Source organism: Polaromonas hydrogenivorans, from assembly GCF_040105105.1.
In the GTDB taxonomy this organism is placed as follows: Bacteria; Pseudomonadota; Gammaproteobacteria; order Burkholderiales; family Burkholderiaceae_C; genus Polaromonas; species Polaromonas hydrogenivorans.
This window is the reverse complement of record NZ_CP157675.1, coordinates 1742755-1761910: the sequence shown is the minus strand read 5'-3', so window position 1 is coordinate 1761910 and position 19156 is coordinate 1742755. Positions and strand designations below refer to the sequence as shown.

The window sequence follows — 19156 nt, the reverse complement described above, 5'->3', positions numbered from 1 at the left end:
CTTCTTTTACCGTGCCGGCAAGCGTCAGCTCCGCAGCAAGGCCTTGTCAATCGCCTCGTGCAGGTGCTGCAGCCCGAACGACACATCGGTCAATACACCGTTGACGTAAAACGCCGGCGTCGAGCGCACGCCCAGATGACGGGCGCCCTGCATGTGTTCCTGCACCCGCTGCAGATAGACATGGTCGTTCATTTCGTTCTGGTAGCGTGCAATGTCCAGCCCCACCTGCCCGGCATAGTCGAGCAGGTGCTTTTCCTTCAGGTGCTGGGAATGGGTGAACAGCAAGTCGTACATCGGCCAGAACTTGCCTTGCGCGCGTGCCGCTTCAGCCGCCTCTGCGGCCAGTTCGGCATGCGGATGGACTTCGCGCAGGGGAAAATGGCGAAACACGAAACGCAACTGGTCGCCAAAATGCGCGAGCAGGATGTTCAGTGCGCCATGCGCCTGCACGCAGGACGGGCATTCAAAGTCGCCGTATTCAATCAGCGTGACCGGGGCGCCAGCCGGCCCGCGAATAGCGTCGGTGGCCTCGTCAGGCCTTAGCAGCGGGTCAAGCCTGGAATGCGGGCTCATGGTGTTCCCTTTCAAAGTCAGTTGCGGCGTCTGACAGAGGATTTTCAAGACGCGCAGGCCGCTCAGTATGCGCCGCCTGGTGTCCGGGAATCAATAACTAAAAGCAGCAGGCCAGGCCAGAAAAGCCCGGCGGGCCGCCAACCCGCAGGTCAGGCGGCCGATGACGCAGTGGCAGCGGCAGTGGCGGCGGCAGCAGCGGCTTCCAGCGCTTCATCAAGCCCCTTGCACGAAGGCGCGCACACGGCCTGGGACTTGCCCAGCACCTTTCGGGTTCCCATCAGGGAGCGGGCACGGTGCTTGCCGCACATGAAGCACGACATGGTGGCGGCGCCAAACGAAGTGGTGGCAGCAAAGGGCGAACCCGATACTTTTGATTTGTAGCGCAGGCCATCTGCGAGTACGGCGGTTTTTGCGTCAGCTCTTGCCATGGGTGGGGTCTTCCTTGTGTGGTGGGATGGAACGGTTCAGGGTCCGGCTCATGGCGCGGTCCAGAATTTCTTTGGCCTGTCGCTCCGCAGCGAGCGAAGCGTCCAGTTCGGAGCGGCAAAGCCCCGCATATTGGTAATTGACGTTTTCATACAGTTCGGCGGCAGCCGGATGGCTGTCGAGCAAAGCGCCTAGCGCCGTTCCCGGCTCTACGTCGCCCAACTCGCTTGCCAGGTGCTGCACGACCGAGCGGTACTGCTCGGCCCCGACAGGCACCTTACTGCGCTCCAGGCGCTCAAGCAATTCAGCGAGCACATGGGTCACAGTCAGATCGGTTTTACGGGAGTGTGGTTTTGTGGCGTTCATGGAGGAAAATCTGGGGGCTCCTTCCCCAAATTCAAGCACTTTGCCAGTCAGCGCCAGCAGGTCTGGATCAGCTGCCGGGCCACTGCAAGCCCAGCCTGGCAAGCACCAGTGCTATATTTTTTATAGCTTTTGGCGCTTGTCTGTCGTGGGTTGGAGCCGTATTTTACCGTTAAAAATGAATCAAGTCACTACCCTGATGTTTCAAGAGGTCTTTTATGCTAAGCCGCAGCCCGGCCGGAGAAACTCTCGCATCCCCTGAACACTAGCAGTCAGTCATTTTTTAATAGCAACCCATGCCCGCCAGTCAAGCGAAAAAGCATGATTTAACCGTAAAAACAAGAAAACGCGCCCGGCAAACCCGGACGCGTTTTTGATTTCAAAGGCACAAGGCCATGCCGGCTTGCGGACGGCCGCGGACTTTTCTACAGCTTGGCTATCGACACTTCGGTCGATTTGACCAGCGCCACCACCTCGCTGCCGACCACCAGTTCGAGTTGGTTGACCGAGCGCGTGGTGATGACCGAGGTGACGATGCCCCAAGGCGTTTCGACATCGATTTCGGACACGACATCGCCGCGAATGATTTCCTTGACCTTGCCGCGAAACTGGTTGCGGACGTTGATGGCTTGAATGGCTTGGGTGGGCATGAGGTTCTCCTGGAACGGTTAAAAAAATGGATCTGAAAACGATGGAAATTGCTATTTAATCAATAGCTTCTTGCGCCCGCGCCCATTGCGCAAAAGGCATTTTTCATTCATCAAATCGCCCAGCGCAGGCCATGCGCGGGCGCCTTCGGCCAGACGGGTTCATTGGCCGGGGTTTCCTGCGCGGGCTGCTGCAGCACGCGGTCCAGAATCCTCTTTTCGATCACGCCGAACAGCGGGTCGCTGCGCTGGCGCGGACGCGCCAGCGGGATGCGCTCGTCGAGCGCAATGCGGCCGTCCTCGATCAAAATCACCCGGTCGGCCAGCGCCACAGCCTCCTGCACGTCGTGCGTGACCAGCAGCGCGGTAAAACCATTGCGCTGCCACAGGCCCTCGATCAGCTGGTGCATCTCGATGCGGGTCAGCGCGTCGAGCGCGCCCAGCGGTTCGTCGAGCAGCAGCAGGCGCGGGTTGTGCACCAGCGCCCGGGCCAGCGACACGCGCTGGCGCTGCCCGCCCGACAGCCGCGCCGGCCAGTCATTCAGCCGGTCGGCCAGGCCCACCTGCGCCAGCACGTCAAGCGCCGCAGCATGCCCGCCGGACGGCAGGCCCAGCGCCACGTTGTCGATCACGCGCCGCCACGGCAGCAGGCGCGAGTCCTGGAACATGACGCGGGTGTCGCCGCGCAGGCCGCTGACTTCCTGCGCATCGAGCTTGACCACGCCCTGCGTCGCCGCTTCCAGCCCGGCCACCAGGCGCAGCAAGGTGCTTTTGCCGCAGCCGCTGCGGCCCACGATGGCGACGAACTCGCCGGGTTCAATCCTCAACTCGGTGTGCTGGAGCACCTGGCGCTTGCCGTAATGCTTGGACAGGCCGCGAATCTCCAGGCGAACGCCGCGTGCCGCATTTTTTTCAGGATGAGTCATGGGTTTTCCTTAAACACCAGCGCTTTGACTTTGATAACCGGGATGCCAGCGCAGCCAGTAGCGCTCCAGGCCACGCGCGAACACATCGGCCAGCTTGCCCAGCAAGGCATACAGCAGGATGCCGACCAGCACCACGTCGGTCTGCAAAAACTCGCGCGCATTCATCGTCAGGTAGCCGATGCCGGCCTGCGCCGAGATGGTTTCGGCGACGATCAGAATCACCCACATCAGCCCCAGCGCAAAGCGCAATCCCACCAGAATCGACGACATGGCACCCGGCAAGATCACTTCGCGGTAGAGCTGCCAGCGCGACAGGCCATAGGTGCGGCCCATCTCGATCAGCCCCGGGTCCACATTGCGGATGCCGTGAAAGGTGTTGATGTAGAGCGGGAAGAACACCGACACGGCAATCAGGAACAGCTTGGCCGTCTCGTCAATGCCGAACCACAGGATCACCAGCGGAATCAGGGCCAGCGCCGGAATGTTGCGCACCATCTGGATGGTCGAGTCCAGCAGGGTCTCGAAAAACTTCACCGATCCGGTCAAGAGGCCCAGCCCCAGCCCCAGCCCGCCGCCAATCGCCAGGCCGGCCAGCGCGCGCCAGGCGCTGACCTTCACATGCGTCCACAGCTCGCCCGACACGGTCAGCGCCCAGGCGGCCTTGATGACCTCCGACGGCGCGGGCAGCACGCGCGTCGAAAGCCAGCCCAGCGACGCGGCCACCTGCCAGAGCACGATCAGCCCGACCGGCACCAGCCACGGCAGCGCGCGCTGGCCCAGATCGCGCAAGATCGCGCCGCCTTCAAGGCGCGGCAGGCGCAGGCCAGCGAGCAGCGTTAAAAAGCCCAGCCCCGGGCCGTCGATCACATCAGGCAGGGGCGTGACCTGGAGTTCACGGATTGGTTGTGTCATCAATATGTCCTTGAACTGCGCTTAGCTTTGCGACACGCGCGGCAGGTAGTTGTTGGCCACGACTTCGCCAAACGGGCCGGTCAGCCCCGTGCCCGGCAGCTTCTGGCGCAGCTTGCGCGGCAGCAGCGGAAACACCAGTTCGGCAAAGCGGTAGGCCTCTTCGAGGTGCGGATAGCCCGAGAACACAAAGGTGTCTATGCCCAGCGCGGCATATTCCTCAATCCGTGCGGCCACCGTTTTGGCATCGCCCACCAGCGCCGTGCCGGCACCGCCGCGCACCAGCCCCACGCCGGCCCACAGGTTGGGGCTGATCTCCAGATCGGCGCGCGTACGTTTCTTGCCGCCCGCATGCAGCGCGGCCATGCGGCGCTGGCCTTCCGAGTCCATGCGCGAAAACGCCGCCTGCGCCCGGATCACCGTGTCGTCGTCGAGCCGGCTGATCAGGCTTTCGGCGGCGCGCCAGGCTTCGTCGTCGGTTTCACGCACGATGACGTGCAGGCGAATGCCGAACTTGACCGTGCGGCCGAACTTCGCGGCGCGGGCGCGTACATCGGCAATTTTCTTGGCAACTTCGGCGGGCGGCTCGCCCCAGGTCAGATAAGCATCGACCTGCTCGGCGGCCAGGTCGTGGGCGGCGGGCGACGAGCCGCCGAAATACACCGGCGGATAGGGCTTTTGCACCGGCGGATACAGGAGCTTGGCGCCCTTGACGCTCAGGTGCTTGCCTTCGTAGTCAAAGCTTTCCCCGGTATGGCTACGCGCAATGATCTCGCGCCAGATGCGGATGAACTCGGCCGACTGCTCGTAGCGCTCGGCATGGTTGAGGGATACGCCGTCGCCTTCCAGCTCGGCCTGGTCGCCGCCGGTCACCAGATTGATCAGCAAACGCCCGCCCGAGAGCCGGTCAAAGGTCGCGGCCATGCGCGCGGCCAGGCTGGGCTGGTGCAGCCCCGGACGCACGGCGACCAGGAACTTGAGGTTCTTGGTGGCAGAAATCAGGCTGGAAGCCACGACCCACGGGTCTTCGCAGGAGCGGCCGGTGGGAATCAGCACACCGTCATAGCCCTGCGTGTCGGCAGCAATGGCCACCTGCTTCAGGTAGTCGTGGCTGACCTCGCGGGCGCCCTCGCCGGTGCCGAGGTAGCGGCTGTCGCCGTGGGTGGGAATGAACCAGAAAACTTGCATTGCCATGTTCCTTGATGTCTTATTTGCGGTTGATCGGGTTGAGCTGGGCCAGTCGGGCCGAATCGGCGTGCCAGACGATTTCCGCGACCCGCACGGGCCGGGGAATCAGGCCCAGCTTGAAAAAGGCATCGGCCACGCGTTGCTGGTCGGCGACCGTGTCGGCGCTTAGCGGCCCGACGGGCGATGCCGGGCGGCGCTGGATGAACAGGCTGACGATGCCGGCATCCAGGCCGCTGAAATCGGCGATCAGCTTGATGGCGTCCTTGCGGTGGGTCTGGGCGAAGGTGTCGGCGCGCGTCAGCGCTTCCAGCAGCACCGCCAGCGCCTGTCCGTTCTGTGTCGCAAAGGAGCGCGACGCCAGGTAGAACGAGTTGTTGCTCGACAGCGCACGGCCGGTGGCCAGCACGCGCGGCTTGATGTCGAGTTCGATGGCGGCGTAAAACGGATCCCAGATCACCCAGGCATCGACGCTCTTGCGTTCAAACGCGGCGCGCGCATCGGCCGGCGCCAGGTAGATGGGCTGGATGTCGCTCCACTTCAAACCGGCCTTCTCGACCGCGCGCACCAAGAGGTAATGCGCGCTGGAGCCTTTTTGCAGGGCGATTTTCTTGCCCTTGAGGTCGGGCAGCGTCTGGATCGGCGAGTCGCCCAGCACCAGAATCGCCGAACTGTCGGGCTTGGGCGGCTCGGCCGCCACGTACACCAGATCCTTGCCGGCGGCTTGCGCGAACACCGGCGGCGAATCGCCCGTCAGGCCAAACTCCAGGCTGCCGACCGACAGGGCTTCGAGCAACTGCGGGCCGGCCGGAAATTCGGCCCAGGTGATCTTGGTCGCGGGAAAGCGCTTTTCGAGCACGGCCTGCTGCTTCAGGATGACCAGGTTGACGGCGGATTTCTGGTAGCCAATCCTGAGTTGCTGCAAGGGTTCGGCGGCTTTTTCAGCCTTGGCGGGCGCTGGCTGCGCGCCGGCATGCTTGACTCCCAGGCCCCACCAGGCGGCGGTGGTGCCAGCAATGGCGAGAAAGCGCCGGCGCAGCTGAAACGGTGTTAGCTTGTACATGAAGGTTTCCTTTCAGGGCGCTCAGGGCGCGGCCTTGTAGGCGGCGTCACGCACCGCAATGGCTTTGGGAATCAGCTTGAGGTCAAAGAAGGTGTCGGCCAGCTTTTGCTGGTCGGCAATCACGCTGTCGGGAACCGGCCTGACATTGAATTCATAGCGGTGCAGGCTGAGTTCGACAACCTCGACCGGCAGGCCCTGCAGCGGTGCGATTTGTTCGGCCGCCTTGCGCACATTGGCCTTGAGCCAGGCGCCCCGCTCCACCGAGTCGTCAAACAGCGCCTGGATGACCTTGGGGTTTTTGGCGGCGAAATTGCGTTCGGCCAGGTAGTAGGCATAGTTGTTGACCACGCCCTTGCCGTTGGCCAGCACCCGGGCGCCTATGGCTTTTTCAGCGGCTGCGGCAAACGGATCCCAGATCACCCAGGCATCGACGCTGCCGCTTTCAAAGGCCGCCCGCGCGTCGGCAGGCGCCAGGTAGATCGGCTGAACATCGCTGAGCTTGAGGCCGTTTTTCTCCAGCAGTTTGACCAGCAGGTAATGCACGTTGCTGCCCTTGTTCAAAGCAACTTTTTTGCCTTTCAGCTCAGCCACGGACTTGATGGCGGAAGTTTTGGGCACCAGGAGGGCTTCGGCTTCAGGCGCGGCCGGGTCGTAGCCGATGTAGGCGAACTTGGCGCCGGCGGCCTGCGCGAAAATCGGCGGCGCCTCGCCCACGTAGCCGACATCGACAGAGCCCAGGTTCAGGCCTTCAAGCAGTTGCGGGCCGGCCGGAAACTCCACCCATTTGACCGAGGCATGCAGCGGCACCAGGCGTTTTTCCAGCGTGCCCTGGGCTTTTTGCAGCACGAACAGGCTGGCCGATTTCTGGTAGCCGATGCGCAGTTCGACCTTGTCCTCGGCGTGCGCTTTCGGCAGCGCCAAAAGGCTGGTGGCCAGTGCCAGGGTAGCGACCAGCAGGACACTGGCGAGCAGGTCGCGCAGGCTTTGCCGAATCGGCTGCGGCGGTGCCAGATCAGGCGGGGCGGTGATGGATGAAGTCATGTTCTTGAGCCTTTAATTATTTTTTGGGGGGTCTTTTGCCTGCGGGCAGGCAAAGCGCTGCCACCCGCCTGCATGGCGGTTTTCAAAATCTGGAGTTCAGGCGGAGCCGAAAGGGCCGGCGGCGTCAGACGCTACATCGCACCTGGGAAAACAGCACCGGATCAAAGCGCGTCGGCGGCGGCAATCGAAAGCCCTCGGCCAGCAGCGTGGCAACGGCCTCGTCGAGCCGGGTCGAAATCTCGGCGGCGGGCGCATAGATGCCCTCAGTCGAGCGCGGAATCTGCGCATCGGTGGCGTACACGCCGGGCAGGATGTGCCGCGCCGAGAGCGACTGCAGCACCGGCCGCAAGGCATAGTCGAGCGCCAGCATGTGGTGCGGACTGCCGCCCGTGGCCAGCGGCAGCACGGTCTTGTCCTTCAGCGCGGTTTGCGGCAGCAGGTCCAGGAACACCTTGAGCACGCCGCTGTAGGCTGCCTTGTAAACCGGCGTCGCCACGACGATGGCGCGCGCCCGCTGCACCTGCGCCAGCGCCTTGACAATCGCCGGATGGCCCCACTCGGCCAGCAGCAGCGCCTCGGCGGGCAACTCGCGGATGTTCAGGCGCTCGACCTTCAACTCTCCCCGAAGCGCCAGCCGAAGGCTGACCGCATCGAGCAGCGCGGCAGAACGCGAAGGGTCGGACGGGCTGCCTGCAATCAGCAGTACGGTGGGCGATACGGACATCTTGGCGTTCTCTCTTTTTGTTCCATGAAATGGCTTGGGATGGACTGTTTACTTCTGCGTGTAAATCTGGTCGAACGAGGCGCCGTCGGCGAAGTGGTTCTTGTCGGCCTGGGTCCAGCCGCCAAAGCCCTGGTCAATCGTGAACAGCGTCAGCTTGGGGAACTGGCTGGCATACTTGGCCTTGGCCTTTTCGCCGGTCGGGCGGTAGTAGTTGCGCCCGGCAATGTCCTGGCCTTCGTCGGAATACAGGTAGTCGAGGTAGGCGGTCGCCACGGCGCGGGTGCCCTTCTTATCGACGTTTTTGTCCACCAGCGTCACCGTGGGCTCGGCCAGGATGCTGATCGACGGCACGACGACCTGGAACTTGTCGGCGCCAAACTCTTTGAGCGCCAAAAAGGCTTCGTTTTCCCAGGCCAGCAGCACGTCGCCGACGTTGCGCTGCACGAAGGTGATGGTCGAACCCCGCGCGCCGGTGTCCAGCACCGGCACGTTCTTGTAGAGCTGGCCGACAAATTCTTTCGCCTTGGCGTCGCTGCCGCCGTTCTTGCGCTTGGCGAATTCCCAGGCGGCCAGGTAGTTCCAGCGCGCGCCGCCGGAGGTCTTGGGGTTGGGCGTGATCACCGCCACGCCGGGCTTGGCCAGGTCGTCCCAGTCCTTGATGCCTTTGGGGTTGCCCTTGCGCACCAGGAACACGATGGTCGAGGTGTAGGGGGCCGAGTTGTGCGGCAGGCGTTTTTGCCAGTCCTTCGGAATCAGCCCGCCGTTCTTGACCAGCGCATCGACATCGCCGGCCAGCGCCAGCGTGACCACATCGGCGTCGATGCCGTCGATCACCGAGCGCGCCTGCTTGCCCGAGCCGCCGTGCGACTGCTTGATCGTCACGTCCTGGCCGGCCTTGGCCTTCCAGTATTTGGTGAAGGCCGCGTTGTAGTCCACGTAGAGTTCGCGGGTCGGGTCGTAGGACACGTTGAGCAGCGTGACGGGCGGCTGCTGGGCGTGACTGGACAGCACCGATCCGGCCAAAGCCACAGCCAATGCGGCGCGGCCAGAAAGATTGATAAAGTAACGACGTGAATTCATGACTGGCTCCTAATTTCCAAAAACGCATCTGAATGCGAACAAAATGGATTCTGGAAGCCGCCGATGAAAAACAAAACGAATAAAAACTTAGTTCTTTATTCGAAAAACATCTTTAGACTTTTTAAAACACGAAAGAACGCTTCCCATGGCACGTCTCGTCAATTGCATCAAACTCGGCCGCGAAGCCGAAGGCCTTGATTTCCCTCCCTATCCCGGCGCGCTGGGCAAGCGCATCTGGGAAGAAGTCAGCAAACAGGCCTGGGCCGACTGGATGAAGCAGCAAACCATGCTGGTCAATGAAAACCGGCTCAACCTGGCCGACGCCCGCGCCCGCCAGTACCTGGCGCGGCAGATGGAAAAGCATTTCTTCGGCGACGGCGCTGATGCGGTGCAGGGCTACGTTCCGCCCACGCCTCCCGGCGCCTGAGCGCAGCGGATGTCAGAGCGCATTGAATGGCTGGAAGACGGCACGGCGGGCGGCAGCCCCTACAGCCCGCGCTTTGGCGACCGCTACCGCAGCGAACTCGGCGGGCTGGAACAGGCCCGTGAAGTTTTCCTCAAGGGCTGCGGCCTGCCCGACGCCTGGCGCGGCCAGCCGCAATGGTGCGTGCTGGAAACCGGTTTTGGCCTGGGGCTGAATTTTTTGGTCACCTGGGCCGCCTGGAAAGCCGACCCGCTGCGCCCTCGCCTGCTGCATTTCGTCTCGACCGAGGCGTATCCGGCCAGCGCCGACGACGTGCTGCGCAGCGCCCGCACGCATCCCGAACTGATCCCTTTCGCGGAACAATTGAAACGCCAGCTCTGGGGCCTGTTGCCCGGCGTTCACCGGCTGGTGTTTGAAGATGGCCGGGTGCTGTTGACGCTGTGCATTGGCGATACCAAGGCGATGCTGCGCGAACCCTCATTTGAAGCCGATTCGCTCTATCTCGACGGCTTCAGCCCGCAGCGCAACCCCGACATCTGGGATGTGCATACCTTCAAGGCCGTGGCGCGCTGCTGCCGTCGCGGCACCCGAATAGCCACTTGGACGATTGCGCGCAGCGTGCGCGATGCGCTGGCGCAATGCGGCTTCGTGGTGAAGAAAGTCCCCGGCACGCCGCCCAAGCGCGACAACCTGCAGGGCGAATACCAGCCCGCGTGGGAAGTCAAGAAATCCCGCATCACGCCAGAACGAAAAGCCCCGGCGCGTTGCATCGTGATTGGCGCCGGGCTGGCGGGTGCCGCCGTGGCGGCCAGCCTGGCGCGGCGCGGCTGGCAGGTGACGGTGCTCGACGCCGCCAGCACGCCTGCCGCCGGCGCGTCGGGCTTGCCTGCCGGCGTGCTGGCGCCGCATGTATCGCCCGACGACAGCCTGCTGTCGCGCCTGTCGCGCAGCGGCATCCGGGCGATGCTGCAGCAGGCCGATGCGCTGCTGCAAACGAATATCGACTGGAGCCAAACCGGCGTGCTGGAGCATTGCGTGGAGCATGCGCGCCAGTTGCCCGCCGCGTGGCATCCTGGACAGGCTCTGGCCGGTGCCGCAGGCGACTGGACGCGCCCGGCCACGTCCGAACAACTCGAACACTGCGGCCTCTCGCCAGAGACTCCGGCGCTGTGGCATGTGCAGGCAGGCTGGATCAAGCCTGCGCGCCTGGTCCAGGCCTGGCTGTCCAGCCCCGGCGTGAGCTGGCACGGCAACGCGGCGGTCAGCCAGTTGGTCCGGCAAGCCGGCGCGTGGCAGGCGCTGGATGCCGCCGGGAACGAACTGGCCAGCGCCGAGCTGGTGGTGCTGGCGGCCGGTCATGGCAGCCGGGCGCTGAGCGAGATCGCCAGCCCCCAAGCTGGCCGCCCGCTGGCGCTGCAGGCCATTCGCGGCCAGGCCTCGTGGGGCCTGCATGCGCCGGACACCGAACAAGCCATGCCGGCTTTTCCGGTCAACGGCCACGGCAGCCTGGTTCCGCGAGTCCCGCTTGAGCAGGGCCTGGCCTGGGTCACCGGCTCCAGCTTTGAGCGGGACAACACCAGCCCCCAGCTCCGGCCCGAAGACGAACAGCACAATTTCGGCAAGCTGAAAACCCTGCTGCCTGTTGCCGCGCAGGCGCTGGCGGCTCAATTTGAAAGCGGCCAGGTCCGGGGCTGGACCGGCGTTCGCTGCGCCACGCCGAGCCGGCTGCCTGCACTCGGTCCGCTGGAAAATGCGCCCGATGTGTGGGTTTGCAGCGGCATGGGATCACGCGGCCTGACATTTGCCGCCCTGTGCGGCGAACTGCTGGCCGCCCGGCTGCACGGCGAGCCCCTGCCAGTTGAGCTGCGCCAGGCCGATGCGCTGCTGCCGCAGTACGCCACGCGTTTGCAGCCGTCCGGCAGCTGAAAATTCAAGTCAAATAGGCCTTTTGCGCACGTCCTTATTGCGCAAGCAGCTATTGAATCAATAGCAAAATCACTTCATGGCATCAGCCGGGCGGCGCGCCTTGACATAGGCATCACTCGGCAAATACGCCTTGCCGTCGGCGTAGCGCCAGTTCACCATCGTTCCCTTGTTGCCGCGCATATCGAGCTTGCCGACGTAGGCGCCCATGGTCGATTGCTGGTCGATGGCGCGGAACTCGGCCGGGCCGAAGGGCGTGGTGAATTTCAGGCCGCGCAGCGCGACGACCAGCTTTTCGTTGTCCGTCGAGTTGGCCTTTTTGATGCCGGCAAAAATCGCCTGCATGGTCGAATAGCCGACCACCGAACCGACCTTGGGGTATTCCTTGAAGCGGCGGTAGTAGTTGGCGGCAAAGCTGGCGTGTTCGCTGGAGTCAATCTGGTCCCACGGGTAGCCGGTCACGATCCAGCCCCTGGGCGTTTCGTCCTTCAGCACATCGAGGTATTCAGGCTCGCCCGACAGCATCGAGACTACCGGCACCCTGGGGAAAATGCCGCGCTGGTTGCCTTCCCGCACCAGCTTGGCCAGGTCGGCGCCAAAGGTCACGTTGAAAATCGCGTCGGGCTTGCTTTGCATCGTGGCTTGCAAGGCGGTTCCGGCTTCGAGCTTGCCCAGGGCGGGCCACTGTTCGCCGACAAACTCCACGTCGGGCCGCCTGGCCTTGAGCAATTCCCTGAAGCTGGCCACCGCGCTCTGGCCGTATTCGTAGTTGGGCGCAATCGTCGCCCAGCGTTTGGCGGGCATTTTCGCGGCCTCCTCGACCAGCATGGCGGCCTGCATGTAGGTGCTCGGGCGCAGGCGGAAGGTGTAGCGGTTGCCCTTGTCCCAGACGATGGCGTCGGTCAGCGGCTCGCTGGCGATGTAGAGCCGTCTGTTTTTCTGGGCATGGTCGGCCAGGGCCAGGCCGACGTTGGACAGATAGCCGCCGGCCAGCACATCGACCTTTTCGCGCGAGGTGAGTTCGATGGCGTGGCGCAGGGCTTCCTCGGGCTTGCCGGCGTCGTCGCGGGCAATCACCTCGACCTTGCGGCCCAGCAGGCCGCCGGCCTGGTTGATTTCCTCGACGGCCAGTTGCCAGCCCTGGCGGTAAGGCTGGGTGAACTGCGGCATCGTCGAATAGCTGTTGATTTCCCCGATCTTGATGGGCTTGTTCGAGGCCGACTGCGCGAACATGGCCGTCGCCAGCAACACACCGCCCAACAGGACAGGTTTTGTAAATTTCAAGGTGTTCTCCAAAAGCAAGGCCATTCGGCCATCGGATGGGCCGCCACGCAAGCCGCCTTCCTGAAAAAAAGAGACTGTACAGCGGACCTGCCGCTGGCGTTCGCCACCATGCCTGAAATGACGGCCCGGCTTATCCAGCCTGAGGCCAAAAACCGCTGCAAACCCGCATGCGGACTGGTGAATATGCTTATTCGCATAAAGGAAGAACAAAACTGTAGTTTGCATCCATAAGCAAGGCCATTACATTTTCGCCCTTATGCATGATTTTGCTTTTATATTTGCCGGCTTCGTTGTCGGTCTCGTGGTCGGCCTGACCGGCGTTGGCGGCGGCTCGCTGATGACGCCGCTGCTGATCTTCGTGTTCGGCGTCAAGCCGCACCTGGCCATCGGCACCGACCTGCTGTTTGCCGCCTTCACCAAGATGGGCGGCACGATCAGCCTGGCGCGCGCGAAAGTGGTGGACTGGAAAATCGTCGGACAGACGGCCATGGGCAGCATTCCGGCCGCACTGGCCACCTTGTACCTGCTGCAGCACCTTGGCCCCGCCAATCCGGCGACCCAGGCGATCATGACCACGACGCTGGGCCTGGCGCTGCTGCTGACGGCCACCGCCACCTTCTACAAGGTCTTGCGCGGCAAGGCGCCGCCCACGCACATCGCCCCTGAGCTGATTGCCCATGCCACGCAGGCGCGCCACTGGGCCTTGCCGATTGTGTTTGGCGCGGTCATCGGCACGCTGGTCACGCTGACCTCGGTGGGCGCCGGCGCCATCGGCGTGATCGTGCTGATGCTGCTCTACCCCGCCCTGCCCCTGCCGCGCATCGTGGCCGCCGACATTGCCCATGCGGTTCCGCTGACACTGGTGGCCGGACTGGGCCATGCGTCCATTGGTTCGGTGGACTGGCCTTTGCTTGCCAAGCTGCTGGCCGGCTCGCTGCCGGGCATCTGGATCGGTTCGCACCTGATGCGCAGAACATCCGACCGCGTGATCCGCTCACTGCTGTCGCTGCTGCTGGCCTATGCCGGCATGAAGCTTATTTCCATCTAGCCGCAAGCGGTTAACGCACGGAATTACACTGGCCGGCCGCGAAATTTAACTAAAACCCAAGTCGATAGACACGTTCGATACCTGACAGCCATGTACCAATACACAGAATTTGACCGCCAGTTCGTCAAAGCCCGCGCCGACCAGTACCGTGACCAGCTCACGCGCTGGCAGGCCGGGCAGTTGCCTGAAGACGAGTTTCGCCCGCTGCGCCTGCAAAACGGCTGGTATGTGCAGCGCTACGCGCCCATGCTGCGCGTGGCCGTGCCCTACGGCGAACTCTCCAGCGCCCAGCTGCGCGTGCTGGCGACCATCGCCCGCGACTACGACCAGCCCGATGCGGCGCTGATCGCAGGCGCGCAGGCCACGCAGGACAAGCTCGGCCCGGTGCTGCTGAAGAACGGCCAGTCGGCGCACACGCACCTGACCAAGGGCTATGCCCACTTCACCACCCGCCAGAACGTGCAGTACAACTGGATTCCGCTCGACAAGTCGGCCGACGTGATGGACCTGCTCGCCAGCGTGGACATGCACGGCATCCAGACCAGCGGCAACTGCATCCGCAACATCACCAGCGACGAGCGCGCCGGCATTGCGGTGGACGAGATCGCCGACCCGCGCCCGTTCGGCGAGATCATGCGCCAGTGGAGCACGCTGCACCCCGAGTTCGCCTTCTTGCCGCGCAAGTTCAAGATCGCCATCAGCGGCGCCCAGGAAGACCGCGCCGCCATCGGCTGGCACGACGTAGGCCTGCAACTGCTGCGCAATGAAGCCGGCGAGCTGGGCTTCAAGGTGCTGGTCGGCGGCGGCATGGGCCGCACGCCGATCATCGGCACGGTGATCCGCGAGTTCCTGGCGTGGGACCAGATCATGAATTACCTCGAAGCCATCGTGCGCGTCTATAACCGCTACGGCCGGCGCGACAACATCTACAAGGCGCGCATCAAGATTCTGGTGAAAGCCGAAGGCCAGAAATACATCGACGATGTCGAGGCCGAATACCAGCAGATCATCGAGCATGACGGCGGCCCGCACACCATCACGCAGGCCGAGTACGACCGCGTGGCGGCCTGCTTCGTGGCGCCCACGCTCAACGGCGCGCCCGCGGATGCCGAAGCCATCAGCGCCGAAGAGCAGCCCGCCTTCAGCCGCTGGCTGCAGCAAAACGTGGCGCCGCACCAGAACCCCGAGCTGCGCGCGGTCAGCCTGTCGTTCAAGCGCCTGGGGCAAGCGCCCGGCGACGCGACCGCCGACCAGTTGGACATCGCCGCCGACCTGGCCGAGCGCTTCAGCGCCGGCGAAGTGCGCGTCAGCCATGAACAAAACCTGCTGCTGCCCTGGGTGCATGCCGACGCGCTGCCCGCGCTGTGGCGCGCGGCCAGCCAGGCCGGCTTTGCCAAGGCCAACATCCATTTGCTGACCGACATGATCGCCTGCCCCGGCGGCGACTTCTGCTCGCTGGCCAATGCGCGGTCGCTGCCGATTGCCGAAGCCATCACCGAGCGTTATCAGGATCTGGACGAGCTGCACGACATCGGCGAGATCGACCTGCACATCAGCGGCTGCATCAACTCCTGCGGCCACCACCACAGCGGCCACATCGGCATCCTGGGCGTCGATAAGGACGGCAAGGAGTGGTACCAGGTGTCGCTGGGCGGCTCGGACGGCTCGAACCTGTCGGGCGCGGCCATGGCCGGCAAGGCGGTCGGACCTTCGTTCTCGGCGGCTGAAGTGCCTGACGTGATTGAAGCCGTGCTCGCTACCTACCGCCAGCAGCGCGAAGGCCGCGAGACCTTCATCGCCACGCTGCGCCGCGTCGGGGCCGAGCCGTTCAAGGCGGCCGCCAACGGCGCGCGCTTCAGCGCCAGCCGCACTGAGCCAGCCGAAGCCAGCGCCGCCTGAAGCGCCGTATTGTTGAACTGATCACGCAGAGAATCACTATGAAATTAATAGCTTACAACGCAGATGCAGCAAGCGCAAAAGGCCAAAATGTTGTTGAACTGGCGAACGATGCAGACCCGCAGCAGCTGTCGCTTGAAGGCGTGGAGCGCATCAACCTGAATTTCCCGAAATTCACCGATGGCCGGGCGTTCAGCCAGGCATTCTTGCTGCGCCGCCGCTTGGGCTTCAAGGGCGAGATTCGCGCCACCGGCGACGTGCTGGTGGACCAGCTGGCGCAGATGGAGCGCAGCGGTTTTGACGTGGCCGTGCTGCGCGCCGACCAGGACATGGCCATTGCCCAGCGCGTGCTGGCCGCCTACCCCGGCTACGGCGTCGGCAAATACCAGGGCGATGCGGTGGACATCCAGCCCCATTTCATCACCGCCGCCACCCCCGTTTGAAAGGAAAAAGCATGAGCGCCATTTCCCTCTACGCCAAGCCGTCGCCCGACTTTGCGCAAAAACTCGCGCACAGCCTGGCGCTGATCAAGACCGCCGCCACCGAGTATTCGCCGCTGACGCAGGCGTCCAGCCTGGGCTGCGAAGACATGGTCATCACCCACCTGATGCACGAAGCGGGCCTTGACAACGCGAGCGCCAGCATCTTCGTGCTCGACACCGGCATGCTGCACCTTGAGACCGTCGCGCTGGTCAAGCGCATCGAGGAACGCTACCCGTTCAAGATCGATGTGTACCACCCCGACGCCGACGCAGCCTCGGCCTTTGTCGAAGAAAACGGCTCGCAAGCCATGTACAAAAGCCTGGCCTTGCGCAAGCAGTGCTGCCACATCCGCAAGATGGAGCCGCTGGAGCGCGCGCTGGCCGGCAAGAAAGGCTGGCTGACCGGCCTGCGCCGCGAGCAGTCCGCCGCCCGTGCCGAAGTGCATGACATCGAGCAGCAGCCCGAGCGCGCCAAGGTCAACCCGCTGGTCGAATGGACCCAGGGCGACATCTGGCACTACATTTCCGTCAACGCCATTCCCTACAACCCGCTGCACGACCAGTTCTTCCCCAGCATCGGCTGCGCGCCCTGCACCCGCGCCGTGACGCTGGGCGAGGATTTCCGCTCCGGCCGCTGGTGGTGGGAAAACGAAAGCGCCAAGGAATGCGGCCTGCATGTGGCCGCCGACGGCACCCATGAAGCGCAGGAACCCGCCGCGTTCGAACCGCTGTCCAGCATCATCCCTATCCGAGAAATACAAGCATGAACGCCCGCTTAGATGTGAACCCCATGAATCATGAACCCGACTTGCTGGCCAAGCTGAGCAATTCCCACCTCGATGCGCTGGAGGAAGAAACCATCTTCATCCTGCGCGAAGTCGCCGCCGCCTTCGAACGCCCGACCCTGCTGTTTTCGGGCGGCAAGGACTCGCTGGTGATGCTCAAGTGCGCCGAGAAGGCGTTTGGCATTGGCCGCATTCCCTTTCCGCTGTTGATGATCGACACCGGCCACAATTTCCACGAAGTCACCGATTTCCGCGACTCGCGCGCCAAGGAACTCGGCGCCGAGCTGATCGTTCGCAATGTCGAGGATTCGATGAAGCGCGGCACGGTGCGCCTGGCCCATCCGGGCGAGTCGCGCAATGTGCACCAGTCGGTCACGCTGCTGGAGGCGATTGACGAATTCCGCTTCGACGCGCTGATCGGCGGCGCCCGCCGCGACGAGGAAAAAGCCCGGGCCAAGGAGCGCATCTTCTCGCACCGCGACAGCTTCGGCCAGTGGCAGCCCAAGGCCCAGCGGCCCGAACTCTGGACGCTGTTCAACACCCGGCTGCAGCCCGGCGAACACTTCCGCGTGTTCCCGATTTCCAACTGGACCGAACTCGACGTGTGGCAGTACATCGAGCGCGAACACATCGAACTGCCGTCGCTCTACTACGCGCACCAGCGCAAGATCGTCGAGCGCAAGGGCCTTTTGGTGCCGGTCACCGAATTGACCCCGGCACGCGATGGCGAGGAAGTGATTGAAAAAACCGTGCGCTTTCGCACCGTCGGCGACATCACCTGCACCTGCCCGGTGGACAGCACGGCCGCCACCGCCGCCGAAATCGTGATTGAAACGCTGGCCGCCGATGTCAGCGAACGCGGCGCCACGCGCATGGACGACAAAACCTCAGACGCTTCGATGGAAAAGCGAAAGAAAGACGGGTACTTCTGATGACTACTATGGATTTGATAGCTGCAAGCGCAGACACAGCAAGCGCAAATGGCCAAAATGACCTGAGATCCGCGCTGAAATTCATCACCTGCGGCTCGGTCGATGACGGCAAGAGCACCTTGATCGGCCGCCTGCTGGTGGACAGCAAGGCAGTGCTGGTCGATCACTTGGCGGGCGTACAGCGGGCCGGTGAAACCGACCTGGCGCTGCTGACCGACGGCCTGTCGGCCGAGCGCGAACAGGGCATCACGATTGACGTGGCCTACCGCTACTTCGCCACCGAACACCGCAAGTTCATCATCGGCGATGCGCCCGGCCACGAGCAATACACCCGCAACATGGTCACCGCCGCCTCCAGCGCCGACGCCGCCGTGGTGCTGGTCGATGCCACCAAGCTCGACTGGCAAAACCCGGACATGGAACTGCTGCAGCAAACCCGCCGCCATTCGCTGCTGGTCAACCTGCTGCGCGTGCCGTCCATCGTGTTCGCGGTGAACAAGCTCGACGCGGTCGAAGACGCCACCCTGGCCTTCCAGAACATCAGCGGCGCGCTGGCGAAATTTGCCGAAGCCGCCAAGATTCCGGTCCGCGCCACGGTGCCAGTATCCGCCCTCAAGGGCTTCAACGTGGTCGATGGCAAGCCCGGCTGGTGCGGCTACGAAGGCCTGTCGCTGCTCGACCTGCTGGAAACCCTGCCGGGCACGCCGGCCGAAACCGCCGAAGCCTTTTCCTTTCCGGTGCAGTGGGTCGAGAAGTTCTCGTCTTCGTCCGACACCTCGCAGGGCCGGCGCGTGTTCTGGGGCCGCGTCGCCACGGGCAATGTGCAGCCCGGCCAGACCGTGACCGTTCTGCCGAGCGGCCAGACCGCCGTCGTGGCGCAAGTGCTCGACCATATCCGCCAGCCCAAGGCCATCCCGGCCGGACACAGCGCGGGCATCGTGCTCGACCGCGAAGTCGATGTCTCGCGCGGCGACTGGCTGCTGGCGCCCGATACCTTCACGCCTTCGCGCGAAGTCGCTGTCACGATGGCCTGGATGGATGACGAGCCGCTGGTCGCCGGCCGTGTCTATTGGGCCTTGCAGGGCCATCGCTGGGTCAAGGCGAAGGTCAGGCGCATCGTCCACAAGCTCGATGTCAACACCCTGGCCGAGGAAGACGCCAGCGAACTGCCGCCCAACGCCATCGGCCATGTCGAGCTGAGCTTTCAGGAACCGCTAGTCACGCTGCCTTATCTGCGCTCGCGCATTCTGGGCTCGCTGGTGCTGGTCGATACCGCCTCGCACAAGACTTCTGGCGCCGCGCTGGTGCTGTAAAGCACTTTTTTAAAACTTTCAACCCTGCTTTAGGCCAGCACTGAAAAAGTCCGGTTTACTTGAAGCTCCGCCTGCGAAATCCGTTGATTTTCAAAGGTATGCGCTTGATCAACCGGACTCGCCAGGCATTGC

Annotated in this window: 20 protein-coding genes; 8 read left to right on the top strand and 12 right to left on the bottom strand. The window is 63.7% G+C overall.

Annotated elements, in window-relative coordinates; all coding sequences use genetic code 11:
- Positions 1-24: 24 nt before the first annotated feature.
- The 11 genes from ABLV49_RS08310 to ABLV49_RS08260 form a co-directional block, all read right to left on the bottom strand.
- A complete protein-coding gene (locus ABLV49_RS08310; RefSeq protein WP_349281135.1) occupies positions 25-573 on the bottom strand; it encodes a DsbA family protein in 549 nt (182 codons plus the stop codon).
- A gap of 149 nt (positions 574-722) precedes the next feature.
- Complete coding sequence (locus ABLV49_RS08305; protein WP_349281134.1) at positions 723-1001, bottom strand: hypothetical protein; 279 nt, start codon at positions 999-1001, stop codon at positions 723-725.
- Entirely contained in the window at positions 988-1365 is a 378-nt protein-coding gene (locus ABLV49_RS08300; RefSeq protein ID WP_349281133.1) for a hypothetical protein, read from the bottom strand. Before ABLV49_RS08300 ends, ABLV49_RS08305 begins: the two co-directional genes overlap by 14 nt.
- A gap of 422 nt (positions 1366-1787) precedes the next feature.
- Complete coding sequence (locus ABLV49_RS08295; RefSeq protein WP_011801800.1) at positions 1788-2012, bottom strand: TOBE domain-containing protein; 225 nt, start codon at positions 2010-2012, stop codon at positions 1788-1790.
- 110 nt (positions 2013-2122) lie between these two features.
- Positions 2123-2935, bottom strand: coding sequence for an ATP-binding cassette domain-containing protein (locus ABLV49_RS08290; RefSeq protein WP_349281132.1), 813 nt, complete (start codon positions 2933-2935; stop codon positions 2123-2125).
- Between the two features lie 9 nt (positions 2936-2944).
- Complete coding sequence (gene ssuC, locus ABLV49_RS08285; protein ID WP_349281131.1) at positions 2945-3847, bottom strand: aliphatic sulfonate ABC transporter permease SsuC; 903 nt, start codon at positions 3845-3847, stop codon at positions 2945-2947.
- A 21-nt stretch (positions 3848-3868) separates the two neighbouring features.
- The gene (gene ssuD, locus ABLV49_RS08280) at positions 3869-5032 is read right to left on the bottom strand and encodes an FMNH2-dependent alkanesulfonate monooxygenase (protein ID WP_349281130.1); all 1164 of its coding nucleotides are present in this window, start codon (positions 5030-5032) and stop codon (positions 3869-3871) included.
- 19 nt (positions 5033-5051) lie between these two features.
- A complete protein-coding gene (locus tag ABLV49_RS08275; RefSeq protein WP_349281129.1) occupies positions 5052-6092 on the bottom strand; it encodes a sulfonate ABC transporter substrate-binding protein in 1041 nt (346 codons plus the stop codon).
- 21 nt (positions 6093-6113) lie between these two features.
- Complete coding sequence (locus ABLV49_RS08270) at positions 6114-7133, bottom strand: sulfonate ABC transporter substrate-binding protein (RefSeq protein WP_349281128.1); 1020 nt, start codon at positions 7131-7133, stop codon at positions 6114-6116.
- A gap of 124 nt (positions 7134-7257) precedes the next feature.
- Complete coding sequence (gene ssuE, locus ABLV49_RS08265; RefSeq protein WP_349281127.1) at positions 7258-7857, bottom strand: NADPH-dependent FMN reductase; 600 nt, start codon at positions 7855-7857, stop codon at positions 7258-7260.
- Between the two features lie 48 nt (positions 7858-7905).
- Positions 7906-8937 carry a sulfate ABC transporter substrate-binding protein gene (locus tag ABLV49_RS08260; protein WP_349281126.1) on the bottom strand — a complete coding sequence of 344 codons (1032 nt, stop codon included), beginning with the start codon at positions 8935-8937 and terminating at the stop codon, positions 7906-7908.
- Positions 8938-9082: 145 nt separating this feature from the next.
- On the opposite strand from ABLV49_RS08260, the gene ABLV49_RS08255 reads away from it, so the two are divergent.
- Together ABLV49_RS08255 and mnmC are read left to right on the top strand one after the other, a co-directional pair.
- Complete coding sequence (locus ABLV49_RS08255) at positions 9083-9364, top strand: oxidative damage protection protein (RefSeq protein ID WP_011801808.1); 282 nt, start codon at positions 9083-9085, stop codon at positions 9362-9364.
- Between the two features lie 9 nt (positions 9365-9373).
- Positions 9374-11287: an FAD-dependent 5-carboxymethylaminomethyl-2-thiouridine(34) oxidoreductase MnmC gene (mnmC, locus tag ABLV49_RS08250; protein WP_349281125.1), complete on the top strand. Its 1914-nt coding sequence runs from the start codon at positions 9374-9376 to the stop codon at positions 11285-11287.
- A 69-nt stretch (positions 11288-11356) separates the two neighbouring features.
- On the opposite strand, the gene ABLV49_RS08245 is transcribed toward mnmC, so the two are convergent.
- A complete protein-coding gene (locus tag ABLV49_RS08245; RefSeq protein ID WP_349281124.1) occupies positions 11357-12592 on the bottom strand; it encodes an ABC transporter substrate-binding protein in 1236 nt (411 codons plus the stop codon).
- A gap of 232 nt (positions 12593-12824) precedes the next feature.
- On the opposite strand from ABLV49_RS08245, the gene ABLV49_RS08240 reads away from it, so the two are divergent.
- From ABLV49_RS08240 to ABLV49_RS08215, 6 genes are all read left to right on the top strand, one after another.
- Positions 12825-13616: a sulfite exporter TauE/SafE family protein gene (locus tag ABLV49_RS08240; RefSeq protein ID WP_349281123.1), complete on the top strand. Its 792-nt coding sequence runs from the start codon at positions 12825-12827 to the stop codon at positions 13614-13616.
- 90 nt (positions 13617-13706) lie between these two features.
- Complete coding sequence (locus ABLV49_RS08235) at positions 13707-15515, top strand: nitrite/sulfite reductase (RefSeq protein WP_349281122.1); 1809 nt, start codon at positions 13707-13709, stop codon at positions 15513-15515.
- Positions 15516-15553: 38 nt separating this feature from the next.
- A complete protein-coding gene (locus ABLV49_RS08230) occupies positions 15554-15955 on the top strand; it encodes a DUF934 domain-containing protein (RefSeq protein ID WP_349281121.1) in 402 nt (133 codons plus the stop codon).
- 11 nt (positions 15956-15966) lie between these two features.
- The gene (locus tag ABLV49_RS08225) at positions 15967-16761 is read left to right on the top strand and encodes a phosphoadenylyl-sulfate reductase (RefSeq protein ID WP_349281120.1); all 795 of its coding nucleotides are present in this window, start codon (positions 15967-15969) and stop codon (positions 16759-16761) included.
- Positions 16762-16784: 23 nt separating this feature from the next.
- Positions 16785-17711 (top strand): sulfate adenylyltransferase subunit CysD, encoded by a 927-nt coding sequence (cysD, locus tag ABLV49_RS08220; RefSeq protein ID WP_432280022.1) that lies wholly within the window; start codon positions 16785-16787, stop codon positions 17709-17711.
- Complete coding sequence (locus ABLV49_RS08215; protein ID WP_349281118.1) at positions 17711-19024, top strand: sulfate adenylyltransferase subunit 1; 1314 nt, start codon at positions 17711-17713, stop codon at positions 19022-19024. Before cysD ends, ABLV49_RS08215 begins: the two co-directional genes overlap by 1 nt.
- The last annotated feature ends 132 nt before the right edge of the window (positions 19025-19156 follow it).

Excerpts from the sequence above, each read along its gene's own strand:
- ABLV49_RS08310 (WP_349281135.1), bottom strand. The coding sequence starts at position 573 with ATGAGCCCGCATTCCAGGCTTGACCCGCTGCTAAGGCCTGACGAGGCC.
- ABLV49_RS08305 (WP_349281134.1), bottom strand. The coding sequence starts at position 1,001 with ATGGCAAGAGCTGACGCAAAAACCGCCGTACTCGCAGATGGCCTGCGC.
- ABLV49_RS08300 (WP_349281133.1), bottom strand. The coding sequence starts at position 1,365 with ATGAACGCCACAAAACCACACTCCCGTAAAACCGATCTGACTGTGACC.
- ABLV49_RS08295 (WP_011801800.1), bottom strand. The coding sequence starts at position 2,012 with ATGCCCACCCAAGCCATTCAAGCCATCAACGTCCGCAACCAGTTTCGC.
- ABLV49_RS08290 (WP_349281132.1), bottom strand. The coding sequence starts at position 2,935 with ATGACTCATCCTGAAAAAAATGCGGCACGCGGCGTTCGCCTGGAGATT.
- ssuC (WP_349281131.1), bottom strand. The coding sequence starts at position 3,847 with ATGACACAACCAATCCGTGAACTCCAGGTCACGCCCCTGCCTGATGTG.
- ssuD (WP_349281130.1), bottom strand. The coding sequence starts at position 5,032 with ATGCAAGTTTTCTGGTTCATTCCCACCCACGGCGACAGCCGCTACCTC.
- ABLV49_RS08275 (WP_349281129.1), bottom strand. The coding sequence starts at position 6,092 with ATGTACAAGCTAACACCGTTTCAGCTGCGCCGGCGCTTTCTCGCCATT.
- ABLV49_RS08270 (WP_349281128.1), bottom strand. The coding sequence starts at position 7,133 with ATGACTTCATCCATCACCGCCCCGCCTGATCTGGCACCGCCGCAGCCG.
- ssuE (WP_349281127.1), bottom strand. The coding sequence starts at position 7,857 with ATGTCCGTATCGCCCACCGTACTGCTGATTGCAGGCAGCCCGTCCGAC.
- ABLV49_RS08260 (WP_349281126.1), bottom strand. The coding sequence starts at position 8,937 with ATGAATTCACGTCGTTACTTTATCAATCTTTCTGGCCGCGCCGCATTG.
- ABLV49_RS08255 (WP_011801808.1), top strand. The coding sequence starts at position 9,083 with ATGGCACGTCTCGTCAATTGCATCAAACTCGGCCGCGAAGCCGAAGGC.
- mnmC (WP_349281125.1), top strand. The coding sequence starts at position 9,374 with ATGTCAGAGCGCATTGAATGGCTGGAAGACGGCACGGCGGGCGGCAGC.
- ABLV49_RS08245 (WP_349281124.1), bottom strand. The coding sequence starts at position 12,592 with ATGGCCTTGCTTTTGGAGAACACCTTGAAATTTACAAAACCTGTCCTG.
- ABLV49_RS08240 (WP_349281123.1), top strand. The coding sequence starts at position 12,825 with ATGCATGATTTTGCTTTTATATTTGCCGGCTTCGTTGTCGGTCTCGTG.
- ABLV49_RS08235 (WP_349281122.1), top strand. The coding sequence starts at position 13,707 with ATGTACCAATACACAGAATTTGACCGCCAGTTCGTCAAAGCCCGCGCC.
- ABLV49_RS08230 (WP_349281121.1), top strand. The coding sequence starts at position 15,554 with ATGAAATTAATAGCTTACAACGCAGATGCAGCAAGCGCAAAAGGCCAA.
- ABLV49_RS08225 (WP_349281120.1), top strand. The coding sequence starts at position 15,967 with ATGAGCGCCATTTCCCTCTACGCCAAGCCGTCGCCCGACTTTGCGCAA.
- cysD (WP_432280022.1), top strand. The coding sequence starts at position 16,785 with ATGAATCATGAACCCGACTTGCTGGCCAAGCTGAGCAATTCCCACCTC.
- ABLV49_RS08215 (WP_349281118.1), top strand. The coding sequence starts at position 17,711 with ATGACTACTATGGATTTGATAGCTGCAAGCGCAGACACAGCAAGCGCA.